Source organism: Arthrobacter sp. TmtSoilC48 (assembly GCF_059739425.1).
Window position 1 is genome coordinate 1,778,509 of the sequence record NZ_AP046049.1, and the last position, 21,973, is coordinate 1,800,481.

Consider the following 21,973-nt stretch of genomic DNA (forward strand, 5'->3'; position numbering starts at 1 on the left):
GACGTGGGGCATTGGAGTATCCATTGCCGACGGGCCGTAGTTGTCCACATACGGCCCTGAAAGGCTGTCCGGGAGGCCCACGCCAGACGCACGATGGACCCCATGAAGCCACAAAAACTTGACGCCCTGATCGCCGGCAACTGGCCGGATAACATGATCGCTGTGACAGCGGACCTCGCCGAGAATGGTCTCGGCGACCGCGTGCTTACGGCGGGTGTGCGATCGGGAAAGCTGATCAGGCTAAGACGTGGCGTGTACGCCCGTTCTGTGGACTGGCGCCGGCGAAGTCCTTGGGAGCAGGACATGCTGAGGATCCAAGCGCATCAGAGCGGATCACGTGTCGCCAACATCTACAGCCATCTGAGTGCCGCGCGACTTCATGGATGCTCACCGTGGGATGGTGGCCCACTGGTGCATGTCACCACGCCGTTCTGGCCAGCACAGGCGAGCTCCGGGGAAGATGTATCGGCGCACGGTGGTCCACTGGAGTCCGCGGAGATCGTTGAGCTGCAGGCGGCGTGGCGACGACCCGTCAAAGTCACGAGCCTTGAGCGCACGGTGGTGGACTGTGCACGGACCCTGGCTTTTGAACGGGCATTGGTGATCGCAGACCAAGCTGTACGCAGGGGCGCTGATCCGCTTTTGATGCAGGGCTATGTGGATACTGGCAAAATCACAAGAGGTGCACGACGCTTGCGTCGGGTTCTCGACGCAATGGATGCCCGTTCGGAATCCGTGGGGGAGACCCGCACACGAGTGCTTCTGGACAAGTTGGGGATCCACGGAGCGGTGCTTCAGCTCGAAGTCGATACACCCATAGGCCGGTACCGGGGAGACTTCGGCTGGCCGGAAAACAAGGTGATTCTGGAGTTTGACGGCCGTGCCAAATACTTCGATTACGCACCCACGGAGGAAGTGGTCTTTCAGGAGCGACGCCGGGAGAAGGCACTCCAAGCCCAAGGGTGGAAAGTGGTCCGCATCGAATGGGACGATCTCAGCAGGCCATGGGACGTCGACCGCAAGCTCAGGGAGGCGTTGGGCGGATCGCGGGTAGAACGCGGAAAACCCGCTGTTCCGTTGCTGGGCAGCAACGGAACAGCGGGTTGACGACGAAAAAGCGCGGACGGGGCCTAGAGCTTGCCTGTCACGATGTTCAGCATGCGGCGCAGCGGCTCAGCTGCACCCCACAGGAGCTGGTCGCCCACGGTAAAGGCGCTGATGTACTCCGGGCCCATTTCGAGCTTGCGGATACGGCCAACGGGAATGTCCAGGGTGCCGGAAGCAGCCACAGGAGTCAGGTCCGCCATGGAGGCTTCCTTGGTGTTCGGAACAACCTTGGCCCACTCGTTGTCCTTGGCCAGGAGGTTCTCGATCTCCGTGACGGACAGGTCTTCGCGCAGCTTGAGCGTGAGGGCCTGGGAGTGGGAGCGCATGGCGCCGATGCGAATGCATAGGCCGTCCATGGCGATGTGGTCCTTGCCCGCGGTGCCCTTGCCCGTTCCGAGGATCTTGTTGGTCTCGACCCCGGCCTTCCACTCTTCCTTGGACTGGCCGTTGCCGAGGTCGGCATCGATCCAGGGAATGAGCGAACCGGCCAGCGGAACGCCGAACTGGGTGGCGTCAACGCCAGTGCGCTGAGCGGCGAGAACCTTGTGGTCGATTTCCAGGATTGCCGAGGCCGGATCCTGAAGTTCGCTGCTTACCTCGTTGTTGAGGGTGCCGAACTGGTTCAGGAGCTCGCGCATGTGGCGGGCGCCGCCACCGGAGGCAGCCTGGTACGTCATGGAGGTGCCCCATTCGACCAGGTTGTTCTTGAACAGTCCGCCAAGGCCCATGAGCATGCAGGAAACGGTACAGTTGCCGCCGATGTAGTCCTTCACGCCGCCGGACAGGCCGGCGTCGATGACGTCGCGGTTGATGGGGTCCAGAACGATGATCGAGTCGTCGTTCATGCGCAGGGTGGAGGCAGCATCGATCCAGAGGCCATCCCAGCCACGGCTGCGGAGTTCGCCGTGAACCTGCTTGGTGTAGTCGCCACCCTGGGCGGTAACAATAATCGGCAGCTTGGCAAGCGTCTCAATATCGAACGCGTCCTCGAGCTTGCCAGCCCCGTCAGCAAAGGAAGGGGCGGCACCTCCTGCGTTCGAGGTGGAGAAAAATACCGGGTTGATGTTGGCGAAGTCGTTCTCGTCCTGCATGCGCTGCATCAGGACGGAGCCGACCATGCCACGCCAACCGACCAGTCCAACGGACGGATTAGCTGCTGTAGTCATTTACCCAGTCTAAACTTTTGCGGCGAAGAGCCGCTGTTGGTTACGTCACGCACGCAACGCACGACGCCGGCACTCGCCCCAGCGGCAGGCAGGCCGACCGCCGCGGCTAGTTCCCGGCGTCGGGCCCTTGCAGCAGCACGGCTTTGCGCTTGCGCAAGGCAAAGAACGCACCGAACGTGAAGACCTGTGTGACCACGATCAACACGATGATGCCGACGATGCGGTTGCCGCCAAGAATCATGGTCAGTCCAACAATGGCTGAGATCAGCGCGAAAAGCGGCAGCAGCATGTATCCCAGTACGAACAATGTTTCGGGTTTCTTCAGCATTCGGAGCATGTCCTGGTTTCTAGGTTTCCGTCCGGCGCCACGTGGTGAACCGGTATTGTGTGCCGTTCTTGGCCGTCAGCCAGCCTTCGTCCGGCGCGGCAGTATCAAAAGTCCAGTCGTCGCCGAGTTCAGGCGCGAAGGTATCGCCGTCGAGGTCTGCATCGATGATGGTGATGACGGCAACATTGGCAATTCCCATCGACTGTTCAAAAATCTGGCCGCCGCCGATGATCCAAACCTTTTGGCCACCGGGCGCGAACTGGGATTCCAGCAGGGCTGCATCCAGGGAGGAAACCACGACGGCGCCCTCGGCCTCAGGCGTGGAAGCCCACCCCGGGTTGCGGGTCACCACAATGTTGGTGCGCCCGGGCAGGGGACGGTACTTGTCCGGGAACGATTCCCAGGTCTTGCGGCCCATGATGACGGGGTGTCCCGTGGTCAGCTGGCTGAAGTGCTTGAGGTCCTCGGGGAGGTGCCACGGCATGGAGCCGTCATTGCCAATGACACCGGCTTTGGTCTGGGCCCAGATCATGCCGATACCGGTCATTTTGGCTGCGGTTTCCTGGGTGAAGATGACGCCCGGAAGCTGGGAAGGATTCTCGGATGAGGGAGTGCTCATACGGCGATCGGCGCCTTGATGGTGGGGTGGTGCCGGTAGCCCACAACCTCGAAGTCGTCCAGGGTGTAGTCGAAGATCGAGTCCGGCTTGCGGAGGATTTTCAGTTGTGGATACTCGTACGGTTCACGGGTGAGCTGCTCGGTGACTTGTTCCACGTGGTTGTCGTAAATGTGGACGTCACCGCCTGTCCAGACGAACTCGCCCGGCTCCAGGCCCAACTGCTGGGCGACCATGCACGTCAGCAGGGCGTAGGAGGCAATGTTGAAGGGAACGCCCAGGAACGTGTCCGCGGAGCGTTGGTACAGCTGGCAGGACAACTTTCCGTCCGCCACGTAGAACTGGAAGAACGCATGGCAGGGCGGGAGCGCCATGTCCTTGAGCTCGGCGACGTTCCACGCGGAAACGATGTGTCGCCGGGAATCCGGATTGGCAGCCAGGTTGGCCATGAGCTCGGAGATTTGGTCGATATGCCCACCGTCGGGTGTGGGCCAGCTGCGCCACTGCACACCGTACACGGGGCCGAGTTCGCCGTCGGCGTCCGCCCATTCGTCCCAAATGGAAACGCCTTGGTCCTGCATCCACTTCACGTTCGAATCGCCGCGAAGGAACCACAGGAGCTCCACTGCCACGGATTTGAAGTGGACCCGCTTGGTGGTGATGAGCGGGAAGCTTTCGGCGAGGTCGAAGCGCAATTGACGCCCGAAGACGCTGCGCGTTCCGGTTCCGGTGCGGTCCGACTTATGCGTGCCATTGGCCATGACGTCGCGCAGGAGGTCTTCATACGGGGTGGGGATGCTCACGAGTCCAGCTTACTGGTTTGGACCATGCCAGCCCTCAGTGGATCGATGAGTGTCTCATCACCGACGCCGCAGACCGAAACCCTTGTAGGCGCGCGCGGCGGCAACCCCGGGATTTGCCGCCAGGCTGCGGCGTGGCTAGTCGTCGAAAGGCTTGACCTGTTCCACCGACACAATCTTCCGCTCGGAACCACGGGCAACCTGGCAGACGATGACCTCGCCCGGAGAAAGGAACGGATCGGACGTTGGCAGCAACCCCCGCAAGGCGGCTGACATGTGCTGGCCCAGTTGGTTCAGGACGGTGGGCAACGCCGGGCGATGGGTGCACACGGCGATTGGCACCTGCTTATCGAACAGGGCCTCCACTGTGGCGGCCGTTTTCTTGGGTGACCGGTTGTGGTTGTGCTCGGTAAGGGCTTCAGCCAGCTTTACCTTCGCTCCGCTTGCCTTGGCGTAGGGGGCAATGGTTGCTACGCAGCGGGTCCACGGGCTGGTAACTATCCGTTGTGGCTTCCACACTTCCAACAGGCGCTGGACGGCCGCCGCCTGGCGTTGCCCAGTGGCGGCCAGCGGACGCTCCCCCTCAGCCTTGGTCCATGAGGACCTGGGCTTTGCCTTTGCGTGGCGGATCAATACGAGCGGCCACGTATCCAATTCGCCCCGGATGTGGGCCTTCTCAAGGTACTCGAGGGGCTCCACATCGGTGGGGTTGCTGAGGAAGGACGCAGCCCTGTCCGGGCTGCACCACATGACGCTGTCTACTTCCTTGCCGTCGGGCCGCAGCTGTTCGCCGTTGACCCGCATGGCCCAGTAGTGCACAACTTTCAGGCCAGCACTGACATGGTAATGAATGGGTGGCAACGGCACGCCGAGCGAACTGTTGAGGCCGATCTCTTCATGCACTTCACGGACGGCGCACTGCGGAACTGTTTCGCCGTCGTCGAGCTTTCCTTTGGGCCAGGACCAATCATCGTAGCGGGGCCTGTGGATCAGGAGCACCTCAAGGGCGCCCTTCTGAACCCGCCAAGGAATGGCACCGGCCGCAACAACGGCCACCCGTTCACCGGGGTGGTCCGTCTGATCCGCCACGGGGGTATCGCTTTTCAACAGGTTCCCTTACCGCCGGGCCGCTGCACGCTGGCGTGACCGGGATGCAAGGAGCCAGGACTGCATGTCCAACAGAGGCTTTCCGTCCTCGTCAAGGTGGTGCCTGGTCCAATGACCTTGGTTGTCCAAGTGCCAACTCGCGGTTCCGTCGTCCACATAACGGTTCATGAGGTCCACGACCGTGGCGGTGTCTTCCTTGCTGGCCAACTGGACGAGTGCCTCAACACGCCGGTCCAGGTTGCGGTGCATCATGTCTGCGGATCCGATGTAAACCACAGGGTCCCCACCGTTCGCAAAAGCAAAGACGCGGGAGTGTTCCAGGAACCGGCCGAGGATGGAGCGGACCGTGATGTTTTCGCTCAGGCCCGGTACGCCCGGCCGGAGGGAGCAGATGCCACGGACCACCACGTCCACCATCACACCGGCCTGCGAGGCGCGGTAGAGGGCGTCGATGATGGCTTCGTCCACCATGGAATTGACCTTGATCTGGACGCGGGCAGGAACGCCGGCGCGGGCGTTGCGGATTTCCGCTTCGATCCTCTCGATGAGGCCGGCACGCACGGAACGCGGCGCCACGAGCAGCCGTTTGAACGTGGACTTCGGTGCGTATCCGGAGAGCTGGTTGAACAGCTTGGACAGGTCTTCGCCCACTTGCTCGTTCGCCGTGAGCAAGCCGAGGTCCTCGTAGTAGCGGGCGGTCCGAGGGTGGTAGTTGCCGGTACCGATATGGCAATAGCGGCGCAGGCCATCCACTTCCTGCCGGACCACCAAAGACAACTTGCAGTGGGTCTTCAGGCCCACAATGCCGTACACGACGTGTACGCCCGCCTGTTCCAGCTTCCGGGCCCAGGAGATGTTTGCCTGCTCGTCAAAGCGGGCCTTGATCTCCACCAGGGCAAGGACCTGCTTGCCGGCTTCTGCGGCATCGATCAACGCGTCAACGATGGGGGAGTCGCCGGACGTCCTGTACAGGGTCTGTTTGATGGCCTGGACTTTGGGGTCCGCGGCGGCCTGTTCAAGGAATGCCTGAACGGAAGTGGAGAACGAGTCGTACGGGTGGTGGAGCAGGATGTCCCGGCGGCGCATGGCAGCAAACACGTTGGCCGCCTTGGACGTTTCGGATTCATTGAGATACCGGGACGTGTGCGGGACATGCTTGGGGTAGTGGAGGTCGGGGCGGTCAATGGCGCTGATCGCAGAGAGGCCACGGAGGTCCAGGGGCGCCGGAACCGAGTAGACCTCGGACTCTTCAACGCCGAGTTCCCGGATGAGCAGGGCCTTGATGTTCGGGTTGATGTCCGTGGTGACTTCCAGGCGCACAGGAGGGCCGAAGCGGCGGCGAAGGAGTTCCTTCTCCAAGGCCTGGAGGAGGTTCTCGGCGTCGTCTTCCTCTACCTCAAGGTCCTCGTTGCGGGTGACGCGGAAGGTGTGGTGCTCCAGGACTTCCATGCCGGGGAAGAGCTTGTCCAGGTGGACTGCAATGACTTCTTCCAACGCAATGAAGCGGGCAACACGGCCAGGAATGGCACCTGCACGGGGGCCGTCCACGGAGATCAGGCGCGGCAGCTGGTCCGGAACCTTTACACGGGCGAAGAGTTCCTTGTCGCTGATGGGGTTGCTGACAATCACCGCAAGGTTCAGCGAGAGGCCGGAAATGTAGGGGAAGGGGTGTGCGGGATCCACGGCCAGGGGCGTCAGGATCGGGAAGACCTTCTCCTGGAACATGATGCTGATCCGGTGACGGGCATCTTCATCCAATTCATTCCAGTGCATGATGTGGATGTGCTCGTAAGCCAGGGCAGGACGGATCTGTTCGGCGAAGACACGCGCGTGGCGTTCCTGCAGCTTGTGCGCCTCCTGGCCGATCTGCTCCAGCACCTCGATGGGGCTCAGGCCGGCGGGGGAGGGAACAGCAAGTCCGGTGGCGATGCGCCGCTTCAAACCGGCAACGCGGACCATGAAGAACTCGTCGAGGTTGGAGGCAAAGATCGACAGGAAATTCACGCGTTCCAGGAGGAAGAGGTCCGGATCCTCCGCGAGCTCCAAAACGCGGGAGTTGAATGCAAGCCAGCTGAGTTCACGGTCCAGGAAACGGTCCGGCGTGATGTCGCCTTCGGGTTCCAGGCTCGGCGCAAATTCCGGGATGTCAATGCGGTCCTGGGTGGCTCGTGAAGCCGGCACTTCCGATGATCCGAAGCGTGGGGGCAGTGTGGCGCCCTTCGAAGTGGATCCGGCGGTGCCGACGGGGTCCGGCTGCATGGGGGTTCTCCTAAGCTCAGGACTGGGTTTCCTCCCACATTACAAGCAATTCCGGTGCCCGAATCCAAGAAGTCCCGGGCTTTCCTTGCAGCGGGATGCTGAGGTTAATTCTTGGTTAAAGGTCCATACATCACATCGGTGTCCCAACGGATGAAGCCAAGCTTCTGGTATAGGGATACCGCGGCCCGGTTGTCGGCATCGACGTAAAGCATGACGGCGTGCAGGCCCTTGTCCTGCAGGTACCTGATCCCGGCCACGGTGAGTGCCTTGCCCAACCCCAGGCCCTGCGCCCCGGGCGTGACACCCACTACGTACACCTCGCCGATCGCGGGATGGGGCCCCTGCCGCGGGTGAACCTTGGTCCAGTGGAATCCCAGCAGTTCGCCTGCGTCACTAACGGCCAGGAGGAAGCCGGCGGGATCAAACCAATCTTCGGCCTTGCGGGCCTCAAGATCGGCCCGCGTCATGGAGCCCTGCTCGGGATGGTGCGAGAAGGCCGCGCGGTTGGCTGCAAGCCAAGCGTCCTCGTCCTGGCCCGGCACGAAGGGACGTAATGAGACCCCGTCCGGGAGGCCGACGTCGGGCAGTGCGGACGTGGAGGACATCAGCCGCATCTTCCACAGTTCACGCACGGGACCGTAGCCAAAACGGGTGGCCAGCTCCGCCGCGGCCTCGTGGTTGCCGTGGGACCAGGCGCTCAAGCCCTCAAAACCGCGTTTGCCTTCCAGCGCCTCCAGCAGGCGGCCCGCTACACCTTGGTTGCGGTAGGTGGGGTGGACTGCCAATTCGAGGACACCCGTTGTTCCCGATGGGCCGGGCGCTTCAACGACGACGGCGATTCCCGCCAGGTCTTCTCCGGTCGCCGGATCTGAATCCTCATCCGGGGCATAAAGCGCAAGTGACAGGACGGAGTGATCGCCGGCATCGGCGCCACGCAACATGACCAATGTCTGTTCAGACAGGGGAGGGTTGCCGTCGGATTCCTCGGCGGCCGCTGCGAGTGTCCTGAAGTCCGTGAGGAGTTCGGGATCGAGGGCGCCGGTGACGAGCAGTACTGGCCAGTTCTCAGGGTGCGCTTGACTCATGATGCAAGGCTATACGTCCGGGGCAAGCACTGTAATTTGAAGTCCCCTTGAAACGGCTGTAGGCTCGTTATCTCGTTCGGCTTTGCGGCGGCTCTGTAGCCCACCGTGCAGTCAACACAGGGGGGATCCACCAGTGGGGTGGCCTCGATACGTTCGACCCGTATGTCCTCCACGGAAAAGGGAAGAGGCCAGGATTCATGTGAATCCTGGCCTCTTTTCGTTTCACAGTCGACGCGCGGTCTACGCTTCCGAGAGTTCGTCATCCGGGAGCCTGACCAAGGTCAGGCGATAACCGACGTTGCGGACCGTGCTGATGAGATTCTCGTGGTCAACACCGAGCTTGGCGCGGAGGCGTCGGATGTGCACGTCTACCGTCCGGGTGCCACCGTAGTAGTCGTAGCCCCAGACTTCGGTCAACAGCTGCTGGCGGGTAAACACGCGTCCGGGGTGCTGGGCGAGGTACTTGAGGAGCTCGAATTCCTTGAACGTCAGGTTCAGGGGTTGGCCGCTGACCCGGGCGGTGTAGCTCGCTTCATCGATAACGACGCCGGCGGCGCGGATCTCCGTCTGGGTCTCCTCTTCGCCTGGTACAGCACGGGCCATGGCCAGACGGATTCTCGCCTCGACCTCAGCAGGGCCTGCGGAGTCCAGCACGATGTCATCCACTGACCATGCAGAGGAAACGGCTGCCATGCCGCCCTCGGTAAGAATCAGCATGAGCGGTGCGCTGAGTCCGGTGGCCTTCAATAGTTGCGTCAGGGAGCGTGCCCCCACCAGGTCCTTGCGGGCATCCAGGAAGACGATGTCCGTGGGGTCGGTTTCGAGCAGCGCAGTCGGTTCTGCCGGGAGGATGTGAACACGGTGGTTGAGCAGCTCAAGGGCAGGCAGAATGTCCACCGAAGAGCCGGTGCTGTTCGTCAGGAGCAGGATGTGCGACATAGTTCCTCCAATGGGCTGTACGCGCATCATCGGGCGTCGAAACCGGAATTTCACCGGCCGGTCACGGCAGCTGGCAAGCCTTGGCCCGTTGTAACGGAATCAAGGCAAACAGTGTGGGCCGTTGAAGTCCGAGTATACCCACCCGAGCCCCGCCAGTCAGGGATTCGTGACGGGCTGCCACCGGAATTACGACATATTCGCCCGCCATAGGGCAGGATTGTCGGGAGGTCGTAAGGCGCATCGAATTGAGGTCGGGCACACAGTGAAGTCTTGGAGCATCGGGGTATTCGGACTCGTGGCGCTCGCAGCCATCGTGGCCAGCACCTTCGTTTCCCGGGAAGCCATGGTGGGCATTGGCATTGTGGCGTCCGCGGCTGTAGGGCTTGGTTGGCCGCATTTCCTTGCGGTCCCGGCCAAGAAAACCCTGGCCTCGGTCATTGCCCTGGCCGGTGCCGGGTCGGCATTGACGGCAGCTTACATGCCGGCACCTGGATTTCTGGATGGTACCCCCGCCTTCATTGCCTTGGGCGTCATGGCGGTGTTCATCATCCAGCTCGTGCGGGGAACGGGGCAGGCGCAGCGCCTGGAGTCCACGCTCGGCTGTTGTGCCGGGGTCCTGTTGAATTGCCTCGGTGCAGGATGGATCGCCGGCGCCCGGTTCAACGGCGTCAAGGAGATGGTCCTGGTGGCCGGGTTGAGCGCCGCAGTGGCACTCCTGGTGGGCGTCATTCGTTGGCCGGACCGGATTGTGGCTCCCCTGGGCATCGTCATGGCCGGACTCATGGGCCCCTTGGCCGGACTTGTTTTTTCCGATATCGCCGTGCTGCCTGCTGCCTTGGTGGGCGTCGTGGTCGGGTCGGTCCTCGTGTGCTTCCGGCGGATGACTACTCTCAGGCGCGGGCGGCTCAATATTCCGGCAGCATTGGGAATGGGCGTCGCACCGGTTTGGGCTGTGGGAGCCTTGGCCTACTTCATAGACAAACTACTCATCTACTAACGGTTAGGATTGCATCATGTCTGTACTCGCATTTGAAATCTTCTTCCTCGTTCTCCTTGGCCTGGCAAGCATTGCCATGGCGTGGTTTGCGGGTTTCGTTGTTTACCGCCTTTTCAAGGGCCAGAAGTAAAGCCTTCTGATCCTGCAGTCCAAAAGAGGTAGTCGTTGTGCCTATTGAGATTCCAACAGACCTGACGCCTGAACTCGTCCCGCTTTCCTGGCTCATTGGTGAGTGGGAAGGCCGCGGCCGGCTTGGCAGTGGTGATGAGGATTCGGAGCATTTCGTCCAACACGTTTCCTTCACCCATAACGGTTTGCCGTACCTGCAGTACAGGGCCGAGACCTGGATCAGCGACGACGCCGGCGCAAAGTTGCGCCCACTGACCGTTGAAACCGGCTTTTGGGCCTTGGAACGCAAGCTCCAGGAAGGCGACGGGGGTCCCGGGCTTATCCCGGCGGACATTGTGCCCGTGCTCAAGACCGCCGATGAGGTCGAAGAACGCCGGAACAAAGAAGGCGGCTTCGATATCTCCGTTTCAATTGCCCACCCTGGCGGAATCACAGAGCTCTACTACGGCCAGATCAAGGGACCACAGATCCAGCTCACCACGGATATGGTGATGCGCGGCAGCCACTCAAAGGAGTACACCGCCGCAACACGGATCTTTGGCCTGGTGGATGGCAATCTCCTCTGGCGCTGGGATGTTGCCGCCAACGGCAAGGCATTGGAACCACACGCCTCGGCGTTCCTTCACAGGGTTTCCTGACGCCCGGCGCGAGGTGTCACTGAACGTTCCACACGCAACCAGCAAAAGGAGCAGCTAGTGAATAACAACCTCAAACCGGGAGGCTACGAGGGACTCAAGGCCGTGTTCTTCAACGGCACGTTGAAACCTTCACCTCAGGTCAGCAACACCGATGGGCTGATCCGCATCAGCCGCGACATCATGGAAAAGCAGGGCGTCACCACCCGCCTCATCCGGACTGTCGACCACGATATCGCCAGCGGTGTCTATCCGGACATGCGGGAGCACGGCTGGAAAACCGATGAATGGCCGGAGATCTATCCGTTGGTCGCTGAGGCCGACATCGTGGTGGTGGCCGGTCCCATCTGGTTGGGCGATAACTCTTCCCAGACGAAGAAGCTCATTGAGCGTCTGTACGCCCACTCCGGCGAACTGACCGACAAGGGCCAGTGGGCGTTCTACCCGAAAGTGGGTGGATGCCTCATCACCGGAAATGAAGATGGCATCAAGCACTGTTCCATGAACGTGCTGTACAGCCTCCAGCACATAGGCTTCACTATTCCTCCGCAAGCTGATGCCGGCTGGATTGGCCCTGTAGGCCCAGGGCCAAGCTATCTGGATGAAGGGTCCGGTGGTCCGGAGAGTGATTTTACCAACAGGAACACCACCTTCATGTCCTGGAACCTGATGCACATGGCCCGCCTGCTCAGGGATGCAGGCGGCATCCCTGCCTATGGCAACCTTCCGGAAGAATGGAAAGCCGGCACGCGATTCGATTTCGAGAACCCGGAATACCGCTGACTCCGGAATACCACCGGATTCCGGAATATCACCGGATTCCGGAATACCACTGAGCCGCAAGGACTTCTACTACATATGACTTACAAGAGCCCCCTGTTGTCGCGCCCTGGCGCTGTCGAAGACACTGGTCTGGATGCCGGCGTCGCGGCCCACTATGGCGAGCCGCTGCGGGAGCAACGCGCTCTGGCAACCGGTACCGCCGTCGTGGATCTTTCCCACCGCGGCGTGGTGACGGTGTCCGGACCGGACCGACTCAGCTGGCTCAACACGCTTTCATCCCAGCAGGTGACCAACCTCCAGCCCCGTGTTGGCAGCGAACTGTTGCTGCTCAGTGTCCAGGGCCGCATCGAGTTCGATGCGCGGGTTATCGATGACGGTGAAACCACCTGGCTGATCGTCGAGGCCGCGGAAGCGGAGCCGTTGGCCGAGTGGTTGAACAAGATGAAGTTCATGCTGCGCGTGGAGGTCACGGATGTGTCCGGGCAGTGGGCTGTCCTTGGTTCCACGAAGCCCGTGGAGAAGCTCGGCGGTTACTTGGTTTGGGAAGATCCGTGGCCGCATGTAGGCCCGGGCGGCTATTCCTACAGCACTGTCCCGGAGGAGTTGCACCCTGGCCTTGAACGCCCATGGTTCGAATACCTCGTCCCGGCGGCAGATCTGGAATCCGTGGTCGAAGGCTTGCCCTTGGCTGGTGCCATGGCGGCCGACGCCCTGCGGGTTGCCGCGTGGCGGCCACGTCTCGGTGCGGAGACCGATGACAGGACCATTCCGCATGAGCTGGACCTCATTCGCACCTCCGTTCACCTGAGCAAGGGCTGCTACAAGGGCCAGGAGACCATCGCACGCGTTCACAATCTCGGCCATCCGCCGCGGCGCCTCGTCTTCCTGCAGCTGGATGGCTCGCAACACACTCTTCCGGCCGTTGGCAGTGTTGTATTTGCGGGGGAGCGCAAGGTGGGTACTCTGACATCTGTGGCGCAGCACTTCGAGATGGGCCCTGTGGCCTTGGCTGTCATCAAGCGCTCCGTTCCGGCGGATGAAACGTTGACAGTCATGGACGGCGAGGAGCCTTATATCGCAGCCCAGGAAGTGATCGTCGCCCCCGACGCCGGCCAGGTGGTCGGGCGCCAAACCGGATTCCTGAAGGGACCCCATCGATGAGCCAACCTAGTCACAGCACCGGATCCGAAGCCGACTCTGCCGCCACCGATACGGGCGCCGACGACGAAGCAGTCGCCTTGGCCCACACGCTCTTCGATGCCGCCCGCGAAGGCAACACCGAGATGCTTCGGAGCTACCTGAATGCCGGTGCCCCGGCCACGCTCACCAACGCCTCCGGAGATTCGCTGCTGATGCTTGCTGCCTACCATGGGCACGAGGAAACCGTGCAATTGATCCTGCACCACGGCGCCGATGTGAATACCCCCAATGACCGTGGTCAGACGCCGCTTGCCGGAGCGGTATTCAAGGGATACACGGGCGTCGCCCGGGCGCTGCTGGACGCAGGAGCAGACCCCGACGCCGGAACTCCCACCGCGCGCGAAGCGGCCAGGATGTTTGCCAGGGCCGAAATATTGGCCCTTCTGGGCTAAGGCGCGAGGGGGTTCCGGTAAAGCCCGGCAGCTGCGACAACCGTACTGATGAGTGCGGGATCAGAGAACTTTCATACCAGCCGAAGGAATCCCTTGGAAAACGTAGCCAAGCCGTGGCCCGCGCTGTGGTCCCTCGTCATAGGCTTCTTCATGATCCTTATCGACACCACCATCGTGTCGGTCGCGAATCCGCGAATCATGGAAGGCCTCAAGACGGATATCAATGCCGTCATCTGGGTTACCAGCGCCTACCTCCTGGCATATGCGGTACCCCTCCTCATCACGGGCAGGCTGGGCGACCGTTTCGGGCCGAAGAATCTGTACTTGATCGGCCTGGTGGTCTTCACCCTGGCTTCGCTGTGGTGCGGCCTCTCCAGTGATATCACCATGCTGATCGCCGCCCGCGCGGTCCAAGGGTTCGGCGCGGCCATGATGACGCCCCAGACCATGGCTGTCATCACGCGTATTTTTCCTCCGGACCGCCGGGGTGCCGCCATGGGGCTTTGGGGAGCGACAGCCGGCATGGCTGTCCTCGTGGGTCCCATTCTGGGCGGGGTCCTGGTGGACGGACTGGGATGGGAGTGGATCTTCTTCGTCAACGTCCCGATCGGAATTGTCGCCTTCTTTATGGTCACCCGTTTCGTCCCGAAGCTGACGACACACAGCCATTCATTCGACGTCGCGGGCGTGGTGCTTTCCGCCGTCGGCATGTTTCTTTTGGTCTTCGGTCTCCAGGAAGGCCAAACCTATAAGTGGGGAACGGTCACCGGTGCCGTTACTGTTTGGGGCTTGATCATCGCAGGGCTCGTGGTCCTGGGTCTCTTTGTTCTCTGGCAGTGGCTGCTGGGCCGGCGCGGCGGGGAACCGCTGCTGCCGCTCGCTTTGTTCAAGGACCGCAATTTCTCGCTGGGCAACACCACCATCATGGTGGTCGGCTTCACAGTGACGGCGTTTCCGTTGCCCACGATCTTCTACTACCAGGTTGTGCGGGGCTTGACCCCCACTCAATCAGCGTTGCTCATGATTCCCATGGCGGTGATCTCCGGTGGCCTGGCACCCGTCGTGGGTAAGCTGATCGACCGTGCCAACCCGCGCTGGTTCGCATCCTTCGGCCTGGTTTGCCTGGCAGGAGCGCTCTTCTGGACAGCTTCACTTCTACGGCCGGATACTCCCATTTGGATGTTCCTGCTTCCCAGTGCCCTGCAGGGCGTTGCCAATGGCTTCATTTGGGGGCCGGTATCCAATGCGACAACACGGAACCTCGAACCGCGCCAAGCGGGCGCCGGTTCGGGCGTGTTCAACACCACCCGCCAGATCGGCGCAGTCCTTGGATCGGCGGCCATTGCCGCGCTGATCCAGGCGCGGCTTGCGGCCGAGCTGCCCGCGGCGCCAGCAGGAGCTCCGGCGAACGAAGCGTCCATGAACGGCGCCCTTCCCGGGGCACTGCATGCAGGATTCTCGACGGCGATGAGCCAGTCGATCGTGCTGCCCGCCTGTGCGATCCTCGTCGGGGCAGTGGTGGCCGTGTTCTTTGCCAAACCGAAGTCCGTTGAAGGCTGGGGAGCTGCTGCTTCAAGTGGGGCTCCTCAGGAATCCGTCCGGAAGTAGCGTGGAAAACGGCGGGGGCCAGCCCACTTTTGGCTGGTCCTGCCCCGGACGCAGGGGCAGGACCGGTGCCATCCCAGACCAAGGCTGGGCCGGTTCGGTCCTTGTCAGCCGAGCAGCACGCTCGCATGGAGTCCGCCAGTGGCGAATCCCAAGCTTCGCGCCATCGCGAGTGCGCTGCTGTTGCTGACATCGGCCTTCCACTGGAGCGTCAGACCAGCGGCCAGGGCTTCGTGGGCAGCAATCGATGCAGCGAGCGTTCCCAGGCCACGCCGACGCCAGGGCGGAGCTACCAGGACGCCCATGTTGGCCAGGATTCCCTCCCACTCGGAGTAGGCCCCGCACGCCACGGGGGTGGGCTGTTCTTCTTCGGGATGCATGATGGTGAAGCGGTGCTCAAGGGCTTGCAGGCCCACTTCGTTGACGTCATCCGGGGGGCACAGCCCTTCCAGCGCGATCGCCTCTGGATTGCCCCGTGAGACCGTGAGGTCTTCGGATGGTTGATTGAGTGGGAGGTCGTCGGCAAAGAACAAGGCGGAGGACCCCAGGCCGTGTCCACCGTGGGACCGGGTGAGGGTCAACAGCGTGACATGCTGGGCAAGCTCAGTGTCTGGAATTCCAGCGGCTGCGTCGAGGACCCACTGGGGTCCCACCAGCGCTGAGGCACCAAAAAGGCGGAGGAAAACGACTGCCTGCGCCGATTCGTCGGCGAGGGTGATGCGGTTTGAGGGGTCGCTTGGATCCACCTCCGAAGTGGTGACCCGGGCCGCAGCGGCGGCGAAAGCGTCGTCGTCGAACCCCAAATGCCGAGCCCACGCCAGCTGGATAATGGCAGCGGACGTGGGCTCAAGAGTCATGGATTCAGCCTAGCCGAACAACACACTCGCTTCGTCGTAGCGGTGCTGCGGAACGGTCTTGAGCTTGCCCAGTGCTTCTTCGAAACCAACGTGGGAGATGTCCGTCCCCTTCAGGGCGACCATGGTGCCCCAACGTCCCTCCACCACCGAATCGATAGCTGCCATGCCCAGACGGGTTGCCAGAACGCGGTCATAGGCAGTTGGTACGCCGCCACGCTGGATGTGGCCAAGAATGGTGGCGCGGGTCTCTATGCCCGTGCGTGCTTCGATTTCCGGGGCGAGCTGGTCCGCGATTCCGCCCAGGCGGGGCCGGCCGAAAGTGTCCAGTCCGCGCTCGGAGTGGGGAGATTCCATGTGGTCCGGAACGAAGCCCTCAGCTACCACCACCAGGGGCGCGCGACCGCGGTCGTGGGCCTCCTGGACCCACTCGGTAATCTGCTCGATGCTGACCGTCTGTTCCGGGATGAGGATGGCGTGTGCACCAGCGGCCATTCCGGCGTGCAGCGCGATCCAGCCTACGTGGCGGCCCATGACCTCGGCGATCATGCAGCGGTGGTGGGACTCACCTGTGGTGCGGAGGCGGTCGATTGCTTCGGTGGCGATTTCAACCGCTGTATCGAAACCGAAGGTGTAGTCGGTTGCGTCGAGGTCGTTGTCCACGGTCTTGGGAACACCAACAATTTTCAGTCCGGCGTCGGTGAGCCGTTTTGCCGCCGCCAGCGTGCCTTCGCCACCAATAGCGATGATGGCGTCAATGCCCAGGCGTTCCATGTGGGCCTTGATGACGTCCGGTCCGCCGCCGTTCTCGAAGGGGTTGGTGCGGGAGGTGCCCAGGATGGTGCCACCCTGCTTGGCGATACCGCGGACCAAGGTGCGGGGGATGTCGATGACATCACCTTCCACAACGCCGCGCCAGCCGTCCTTGAAACCCACGAACTCCTGGCCGTGGATTGCGATCCCCTTCAGGACCGCTCCCCGGATTACTGCGTTGAGTCCGGGGCAGTCGCCACCGCTGGTAAGAATGCCAATTTTCATGTTTGCTCACTCATGGCTTGGAGGAATACGTGTAGAGCGCCACGCTGAGCTCCCAACGATTGTAGACGTGGATGTGGGGTGGGACACAAATGGTTACTTTCGACCCCGGCCGTGCGGTATTGGAAATCTCCCTGAAAACAACGAAAGCGCCCCGCAGCGGCGGGGCGCTTTGTGTCGCTGGCGTCGAAGTCGTTGATCGTTGTGACCCTAACGGGAACGCTGGCTGATGAACGACTCCAGCACGATCCTGTTCTTCTGGTCCGGCAGGATGAGCCAAGCGAGGATATAGAACACTGCAGCCGGCCCGGGCAAGAGGCAGAAGAGCAGGAAAGCGACGCGGACGTATGCCACGTCCACCCTGAGCTTCGCAGCGATCCCACCGCAGACACCACCCAACCAGCGCTGGGGTCCACGCTTCAGGCCGAAGCCCCTGACGATGCTGAAGAACTTGTCCATGGCTACAGACTTCCTTGTTGTGGTGGCTTTGTCACGCTGGTTGCTTGTCACGTTGGTACCTGTCACGTTGGTACCTGTCCGGATGGGTTGGCGGTTACCTTGCGGGGCTCTTGGTTTTACCAGCACTCTTGCGGGCGGCGAGGACTCCTCCGATGACCAAGGCTGCGCCTGCGCCGATCATGAGGCCGATCAGCACATACGTGCCGTCCAGCACCACCCAACCAAGGGTGGAGATTGCCAACAAAGCGGCCAGGGCAATCACAATCAATCCCCACACCACGGTGCCGATCCGCGCCTGCTGCGGTTCGTCGTCGATGGCCGGTTCCACCCGATAGCTGGGCTCAAGCGGTGGCGTGAGCGGTATTGGCTGGAGCCGCGGTGCGGGTGCGGGCTCATTCGATTCCGCTGCTTCACGTGCGTTGCTTGACTCGTTCGTGCTCATGTCAGTTTCCTTCCTGGATGGTCACGTTGCTGAAAGTGCCATCGATCTCCACCACGAGGTTGGCTCCGGGCTTTTCGGCGTTGTAGACCGAACGCTCGTCCTGGAGGCGGCCCCCGCGGTCCGAGCCGTGTTCGTTGAGGTTGCCGAAGGTCATATCGGCCCTGACCTCAACGGGTACGTCGTCCGGGATGATGACGGTGACGTTGCTGAAGGTCGCGTCCACGGGGACCACGATTTCGGTGGTCAGCGGAGCCGTCAGGGCCAGGTCGTCCAGGTTCACTGTTCCCTTGCCGCCAGTGACGTCGACCCCCTGCCGGGCCTGCTCGATGCTCAGTGGTGCCCAGTCCACGTCATGGAAGGTGAAGCGATCGCCATTCCTTGGGACGACGTTGAAGATCCCACCGATGATCAAGGCCACTACCGCCAGGAAACCGAGGAAACCGGAGGTTCGTCCCCGCAACCCCGCAATGAGGATGCCCAAACCCAGGACCGCTGCGCCCGCGGCCCACACCACGGCGTTGGCTGAGTGGCCGAGCTCGATGATGTTGCCGGCGTCCAGCGCTTTCAAGGTACCCCCAACCAGCAGTGCCACACCCGCGGTGACGGCAACTATCGCTGCCCCGGGACCCCTGCGCCTTGCGCGGGGCGGTTTGGATTCACCGTTGTGCGGCTGGCCGCCAAAAGGCTGTCCGCCCTGGGGCGGAGTGGGGCCGAAGGGCGGCCGCGGGCCTGATGGCTCGTAGGAGCCAGCCCCATAACCCTGGGGTTTGGTGCCTGGCTGGCCTTGGCCGTAGACCGGAACACCGCTGTTGGTGCCGGCAGCTGTGTTCATGCCGGTATCAGTGTTTGTCCCGGTTGCTGTTGGCGCTCCGTATGCCGTGGGCGCTCCGTAGGCAGTAGCCACTCCGTAAGAAGTGCTTGCAAAGTTCTGTTGGTTCATGGGCTGGCCCACCTTCGATCCCTTGTTGCGCTGCACCAGGTAGTAGATGAGGTAGATGACGCCGCCCACCCAGAACAGCGTCCACAACAGGCCGGGAAGGCCGTTCCAGCCCCAGCCCCAGAACCCGCGGCCCAGGCCAGGCAGACCGATGATCGTGGTGATTAACGCTCCTGTCATGCCACCTGACCAACGCCCGGCGGCTGCTTCCTGAACGTGGATGCGGCCGTCCGGTTCAGGCAGCAAGGCCCACGCCAGGCCGTAAAGGAGGACGCCAATGCCGGCAAAGAGTGCCAGGACGATGAAGATCCCCCGGACAATCAGGGGGTCGATGCCGAACCGGTGCGCCACTCCGCTGGAGACGCCACCGATCCAGCGGTCCGGCCCACGGCGGACGCCCTGGCTGCGGATCCAGTCGAAGAAGTTCTGCTGGGGTGCAGTGCGGGGTTGGGGCTCGGTGCGGGGCTGTGGTGCAGTGCGGGGTGCACCGGGACCGGTTTCGGATGAAGGATAGGCGTGGGGGGACGGTTCCCCCGGGGCGCCGGCGGATGTGCCGGTGTTGGCGCCAGGACCGGATGTGCCGGCGTCGCCAGGATTGGGTGTGCCGGCGTCGCCAGGCGTTCCGGATTCCTCTGGGTTCATGCTGTTCGCGTTCATACCTCGATCCTCCCGTCCCGGGTACCCTGCCCTCTACTGGGGGATACCCTGAATGATCCCTGAGGGACCCCCGAATCAGGCCGGTTTCAGGTCCGGGCAACCCTGATCCGTGTTTGGATTGGTACATGACAACCGCTGTACAACGCCCGCCGCTGGTCCGCAGCAGCGACCGCATGATCGCCGGCGTCTGCAGCGGACTTGCCGACCATTTGGGCTGGCCCGTGAAGTACGTCCGGCTGGGCATGATCCTTGCCTGCTTCGCCGGGGGAGCGGGGCTGGCCTTCTACGCCTGGCTGTGGACCATGGTTCCCACCGCTGATGAGGCCGCGCGCCGCAATGCCCGGCGCCCGGCGTCGCCTATTGCTCCCGCAGTCAGCCTTCCGCCTGCCACTGAGTCCATACCAAAAGCGCCCGACGCCGGACCCGCACCGCCGGTGGCCGGCTCTCCAGCGGTGGGTGGAAACCTGCCCGGACCCGACGCCGCGGGTGCCTTTGGTCCACAGTTTGCCAGCCCACCGCTCGGTAGCCCACCGCTTGGTGAACAACTGTCTGGTGGGGCAACCAGCGGCAGCACGGCGGCTCCTGCCGGCGGCTCGGCCGAATCCGGAGGCCCCGCATCACCGGTCTCCCGGTTCAACTTTCGAAGAATCCAGTATGGCAAGGAGATCCTGCTCGGAGCCGGCCTGCTTCTGGTCGCTGTGATCCTGATTGCCCGCCAGTTCGGCGTCGATGTGCCCTTGGGAACACTGATTCCGGCAGCTGCCATCCTGGGCGGCGCTGCAATCGCATGGATGCAACTCGACGAGACGCGCAGGGCCGGTTTGGTGGACAAGACCAAGGCCGACCAGGCTGGTGGCTGGGTCCGCTTGGCCGCCGGCCTTGCATTGGTAGTTGCCGGTGTCCTGGTCATGGTGTCCGGATCGGGATCCTGGGAGCAGACCTGGCTGGCGCTCCTGGCGTCCGTTGCTGTGCTGGGTGGCGTTGCACTGGTCCTGCTGCCGTGGGGACTGAAGTTCTGGAAGGACCTCGAGACTGAACGGGCGGGACGTGTACGGGAAACCGAGCGCGCGGAGATCGCAGCCCACCTGCACGATTCGGTGTTGCAGACCCTTGCGCTGATCCAGCGCAGGGCAAGCTCTGAGCAAGACGTTGTCCGGCTGGCGAGGGCCCAGGAACGTGAACTTCGGTCCTGGCTCTTCACTGATGCCGCCAAGAATGCCGGACTGCTGGCCGAGCGGATCAAAGCCGTAGCCGCCGAAGTGGAGGATGCCCACGGCCAGGCCGTGGAGGTGGTTACCGTGGGCGACGCCGATATGACTGACAGGCACGAAGCCCTGGTCCAGGCAGCCAGGGAAGCCATGCTCAATGCTGCCCGGCACGGCGGGGGAACGGTATCCGTCTACATGGAGAGCACAGCAGGAAACACCGAGGTCTTCATCAAGGACCGCGGTCCGGGATTTGACCTTGAGTCCGTCCCCGATGACAGGCTGGGAGTCAAGGAATCAATCATCGGCCGCATGAAGCGTCACGGAGGCACGGCCACGATCAACAGCAGCAGGGACGGAACCGAAGTCCGGCTGGCCCTCCCCTCGATAAACGCCGATGGTGGCGATACGCGCACTGGAGACGTGCGCACTGGAGACGTGCGCTCCGGGGATACGCGCTTCGGAGATGTGCACAGCGGCGAAGTACGGAATGGAGAACCACGGTAATGAACAACACCTCCCAAAGCGGTGAGCCGCGCAGTGTACGGGTGGTGATCGTCGATGACCACACGATCTTCCGTTCCGGGCTGAAGGCGGATCTCGATCACCGCATGGACGTCGTGGGCGAGGCAGGCACGGTTGAGGAGGCCATTGCTGTCATTGCGGAAACCCGGCCTGAAGTTGTCCTGCTGGACGTGCACCTTCCCGGTGGCCTTGGCGGCGGAGGGCGCGAGGTCATCGCAGGGTCTGCCGCGCTCCTGGGCACCACCAGCTTCCTGGCACTGAGTGTTTCAGACGCAGCCGAGGACGTCGTGGCAGTGATCAGGGCCGGTGCCCGCGGCTATGTCACCAAGACGATTTCCGGTGCCGGTATTTCCGATGCCGTGATCCGCGTGGCGGACGGCGACGCCGTCTTCTCGCCGCGCCTCGCTGGCTTCGTCCTGGACGCCTTCGGTACGGCGCCAGCAGACATCGCGGACGACGAATTGGACCGTCTCTCGGCGCGTGAGCTGGAAGTCATGCGGCTCATCGCGCGCGGATACAGCTACAAGGAAGTGGCCAAGGAGCTGTTCATTTCCATCAAGACCGTGGAGACGCACGTGTCCGCCGTGCTCCGGAAACTGCAGCTCTCCAGCCGCCACGAACTCACCAAGTGGGCCGCCGAGCGCCGCCTCCTCTGATCCTCTCCCACATCCGTCGCCCTTTTGACCGATCCTCTCTCAGATCCGTCGCTCT

General features: G+C 62.6%; 22 protein-coding genes. 9 read left to right on the forward strand and 13 right to left on the reverse strand.

Annotation, left to right across the window (positions count from 1 at the left end):
- Positions 1-102: 102 nt before the first annotated feature.
- The gene (locus AC6I97_RS08410) at positions 103-1,107 is read left to right on the forward strand and encodes a DUF559 domain-containing protein (protein ID WP_224165019.1); all 1,005 of its coding nucleotides are present in this window, start codon (positions 103-105) and stop codon (positions 1,105-1,107) included.
- Between the two features lie 23 nt (positions 1,108-1,130).
- Here AC6I97_RS08410 and asd read toward each other — a convergent pair whose 3' ends face one another.
- From asd to AC6I97_RS08450, 8 genes are all read right to left on the reverse strand, one after another.
- Positions 1,131-2,273: an aspartate-semialdehyde dehydrogenase gene (asd, locus tag AC6I97_RS08415; protein ID WP_224165018.1), complete on the reverse strand. Its 1,143-nt coding sequence runs from the start codon at positions 2,271-2,273 to the stop codon at positions 1,131-1,133.
- A 106-nt stretch (positions 2,274-2,379) separates the two neighbouring features.
- Positions 2,380-2,601: an NF038396 family protein gene (locus tag AC6I97_RS08420; RefSeq protein ID WP_224165017.1), complete on the reverse strand. Its 222-nt coding sequence runs from the start codon at positions 2,599-2,601 to the stop codon at positions 2,380-2,382.
- 19 nt (positions 2,602-2,620) lie between these two features.
- Positions 2,621-3,220, reverse strand: coding sequence for a dihydrofolate reductase (locus AC6I97_RS08425; RefSeq protein ID WP_224165016.1), 600 nt, complete (start codon positions 3,218-3,220; stop codon positions 2,621-2,623).
- Positions 3,217-4,020 carry a thymidylate synthase gene (locus AC6I97_RS08430; RefSeq protein WP_224165015.1) on the reverse strand — a complete coding sequence of 268 codons (804 nt, stop codon included), beginning with the start codon at positions 4,018-4,020 and terminating at the stop codon, positions 3,217-3,219. The genes AC6I97_RS08425 and AC6I97_RS08430 overlap by 4 nt, the downstream gene beginning before the upstream one ends.
- 135 nt (positions 4,021-4,155) lie before the next feature.
- Entirely contained in the window at positions 4,156-5,124 is a 969-nt protein-coding gene (locus AC6I97_RS08435) for an NUDIX hydrolase (protein WP_224165014.1), read from the reverse strand.
- Between the two features lie 9 nt (positions 5,125-5,133).
- Complete coding sequence (locus AC6I97_RS08440) at positions 5,134-7,383, reverse strand: RNA degradosome polyphosphate kinase (protein WP_224088354.1); 2,250 nt, start codon at positions 7,381-7,383, stop codon at positions 5,134-5,136.
- 104 nt (positions 7,384-7,487) lie between these two features.
- Positions 7,488-8,468 (reverse strand): mycothiol synthase, encoded by a 981-nt coding sequence (gene mshD, locus AC6I97_RS08445; RefSeq protein ID WP_224165013.1) that lies wholly within the window; start codon positions 8,466-8,468, stop codon positions 7,488-7,490.
- Positions 8,469-8,708: 240 nt separating this feature from the next.
- Positions 8,709-9,407, reverse strand: coding sequence for a winged helix-turn-helix transcriptional regulator (locus AC6I97_RS08450; RefSeq protein ID WP_216925061.1), 699 nt, complete (start codon positions 9,405-9,407; stop codon positions 8,709-8,711).
- Between the two features lie 262 nt (positions 9,408-9,669).
- Between AC6I97_RS08450 and AC6I97_RS08455 the strand changes: the two genes are divergently transcribed.
- The 6 genes from AC6I97_RS08455 (at position 9,670) to AC6I97_RS08480 (ending at position 15,151) form a co-directional block, all read left to right on the forward strand.
- A complete protein-coding gene (locus AC6I97_RS08455) occupies positions 9,670-10,404 on the forward strand; it encodes a permease (RefSeq protein WP_224088350.1) in 735 nt (244 codons plus the stop codon).
- A gap of 167 nt (positions 10,405-10,571) precedes the next feature.
- Positions 10,572-11,171 (forward strand): nitrobindin family protein, encoded by a 600-nt coding sequence (locus AC6I97_RS08460; RefSeq protein ID WP_224088348.1) that lies wholly within the window; start codon positions 10,572-10,574, stop codon positions 11,169-11,171.
- 57 nt (positions 11,172-11,228) lie between these two features.
- On the forward strand, positions 11,229-11,951 hold the full coding sequence (locus AC6I97_RS08465) for a flavodoxin family protein (protein WP_224088346.1): 723 nt from the start codon (positions 11,229-11,231) through the stop codon (positions 11,949-11,951).
- Between the two features lie 75 nt (positions 11,952-12,026).
- Positions 12,027-13,112, forward strand: a complete 1,086-nt coding sequence (gene ygfZ / locus AC6I97_RS08470) for a CAF17-like 4Fe-4S cluster assembly/insertion protein YgfZ (protein WP_497944673.1) — start codon at positions 12,027-12,029, stop codon at positions 13,110-13,112.
- Complete coding sequence (locus tag AC6I97_RS08475; RefSeq protein WP_224088342.1) at positions 13,109-13,543, forward strand: ankyrin repeat domain-containing protein; 435 nt, start codon at positions 13,109-13,111, stop codon at positions 13,541-13,543. The genes ygfZ and AC6I97_RS08475 overlap by 4 nt, the downstream gene beginning before the upstream one ends.
- A gap of 93 nt (positions 13,544-13,636) precedes the next feature.
- Complete coding sequence (locus AC6I97_RS08480; protein WP_497944674.1) at positions 13,637-15,151, forward strand: DHA2 family efflux MFS transporter permease subunit; 1,515 nt, start codon at positions 13,637-13,639, stop codon at positions 15,149-15,151.
- Positions 15,152-15,255: 104 nt separating this feature from the next.
- On the opposite strand, the gene AC6I97_RS08485 is transcribed toward AC6I97_RS08480, so the two are convergent.
- The 5 genes from AC6I97_RS08485 to AC6I97_RS08505 form a co-directional block, all read right to left on the reverse strand.
- The gene (locus AC6I97_RS08485; protein WP_224165009.1) at positions 15,256-16,005 is read right to left on the reverse strand and encodes a GNAT family N-acetyltransferase; all 750 of its coding nucleotides are present in this window, start codon (positions 16,003-16,005) and stop codon (positions 15,256-15,258) included.
- Positions 16,006-16,014: 9 nt separating this feature from the next.
- Positions 16,015-17,040, reverse strand: coding sequence for an ATP-dependent 6-phosphofructokinase (locus tag AC6I97_RS08490; protein WP_223934019.1), 1,026 nt, complete (start codon positions 17,038-17,040; stop codon positions 16,015-16,017).
- A gap of 207 nt (positions 17,041-17,247) precedes the next feature.
- Positions 17,248-17,496, reverse strand: a complete 249-nt coding sequence (locus tag AC6I97_RS08495; protein WP_224088338.1) for a PspC domain-containing protein — start codon at positions 17,494-17,496, stop codon at positions 17,248-17,250.
- Between the two features lie 94 nt (positions 17,497-17,590).
- Complete coding sequence (locus AC6I97_RS08500; protein ID WP_497944675.1) at positions 17,591-17,938, reverse strand: hypothetical protein; 348 nt, start codon at positions 17,936-17,938, stop codon at positions 17,591-17,593.
- 1 nt (position 17,939) lies between these two features.
- Complete coding sequence (locus AC6I97_RS08505; RefSeq protein ID WP_497944676.1) at positions 17,940-19,532, reverse strand: PspC domain-containing protein; 1,593 nt, start codon at positions 19,530-19,532, stop codon at positions 17,940-17,942.
- Positions 19,533-19,657: 125 nt separating this feature from the next.
- Here AC6I97_RS08505 and AC6I97_RS08510 point away from each other — a divergent pair, with 125 nt between their 5' ends.
- Positions 19,658-21,244: an ATP-binding protein gene (locus AC6I97_RS08510; protein WP_497944677.1), complete on the forward strand. Its 1,587-nt coding sequence runs from the start codon at positions 19,658-19,660 to the stop codon at positions 21,242-21,244.
- On the forward strand, positions 21,244-21,918 hold the full coding sequence (locus tag AC6I97_RS08515; RefSeq protein WP_224088332.1) for a LuxR C-terminal-related transcriptional regulator: 675 nt from the start codon (positions 21,244-21,246) through the stop codon (positions 21,916-21,918). The genes AC6I97_RS08510 and AC6I97_RS08515 overlap by 1 nt, the downstream gene beginning before the upstream one ends.
- The last annotated feature ends 55 nt before the right edge of the window (positions 21,919-21,973 follow it).

Bases quoted from the DNA above. Each gene is read 5' to 3' on its own strand.
- AC6I97_RS08410 (WP_224165019.1), top strand. From the start codon at position 103: ATGAAGCCACAAAAACTTGACGCCCTGATCGCCGGCAACTGGCCGGAT.
- asd (WP_224165018.1), bottom strand. From the start codon at position 2,273: ATGACTACAGCAGCTAATCCGTCCGTTGGACTGGTCGGTTGGCGTGGC.
- AC6I97_RS08420 (WP_224165017.1), bottom strand. From the start codon at position 2,601: ATGCTGAAGAAACCCGAAACATTGTTCGTACTGGGATACATGCTGCTG.
- AC6I97_RS08425 (WP_224165016.1), bottom strand. From the start codon at position 3,220: ATGAGCACTCCCTCATCCGAGAATCCTTCCCAGCTTCCGGGCGTCATC.
- AC6I97_RS08440 (WP_224088354.1), bottom strand. From the start codon at position 7,383: ATGCAGCCGGACCCCGTCGGCACCGCCGGATCCACTTCGAAGGGCGCC.
- mshD (WP_224165013.1), bottom strand. From the start codon at position 8,468: ATGAGTCAAGCGCACCCTGAGAACTGGCCAGTACTGCTCGTCACCGGC.
- AC6I97_RS08450 (WP_216925061.1), bottom strand. From the start codon at position 9,407: ATGTCGCACATCCTGCTCCTGACGAACAGCACCGGCTCTTCGGTGGAC.
- ygfZ (WP_497944673.1), top strand. From the start codon at position 12,027: ATGACTTACAAGAGCCCCCTGTTGTCGCGCCCTGGCGCTGTCGAAGAC.
- AC6I97_RS08475 (WP_224088342.1), top strand. From the start codon at position 13,109: ATGAGCCAACCTAGTCACAGCACCGGATCCGAAGCCGACTCTGCCGCC.
- AC6I97_RS08485 (WP_224165009.1), bottom strand. From the start codon at position 16,005: ATGACTCTTGAGCCCACGTCCGCTGCCATTATCCAGCTGGCGTGGGCT.
- AC6I97_RS08490 (WP_223934019.1), bottom strand. From the start codon at position 17,040: ATGAAAATTGGCATTCTTACCAGCGGTGGCGACTGCCCCGGACTCAAC.
- AC6I97_RS08495 (WP_224088338.1), bottom strand. From the start codon at position 17,496: ATGGACAAGTTCTTCAGCATCGTCAGGGGCTTCGGCCTGAAGCGTGGA.
- AC6I97_RS08500 (WP_497944675.1), bottom strand. From the start codon at position 17,938: ATGAGCACGAACGAGTCAAGCAACGCACGTGAAGCAGCGGAATCGAAT.
- AC6I97_RS08505 (WP_497944676.1), bottom strand. From the start codon at position 19,532: ATGAACGCGAACAGCATGAACCCAGAGGAATCCGGAACGCCTGGCGAC.
- AC6I97_RS08510 (WP_497944677.1), top strand. From the start codon at position 19,658: ATGACAACCGCTGTACAACGCCCGCCGCTGGTCCGCAGCAGCGACCGC.
- AC6I97_RS08515 (WP_224088332.1), top strand. From the start codon at position 21,244: ATGAACAACACCTCCCAAAGCGGTGAGCCGCGCAGTGTACGGGTGGTG.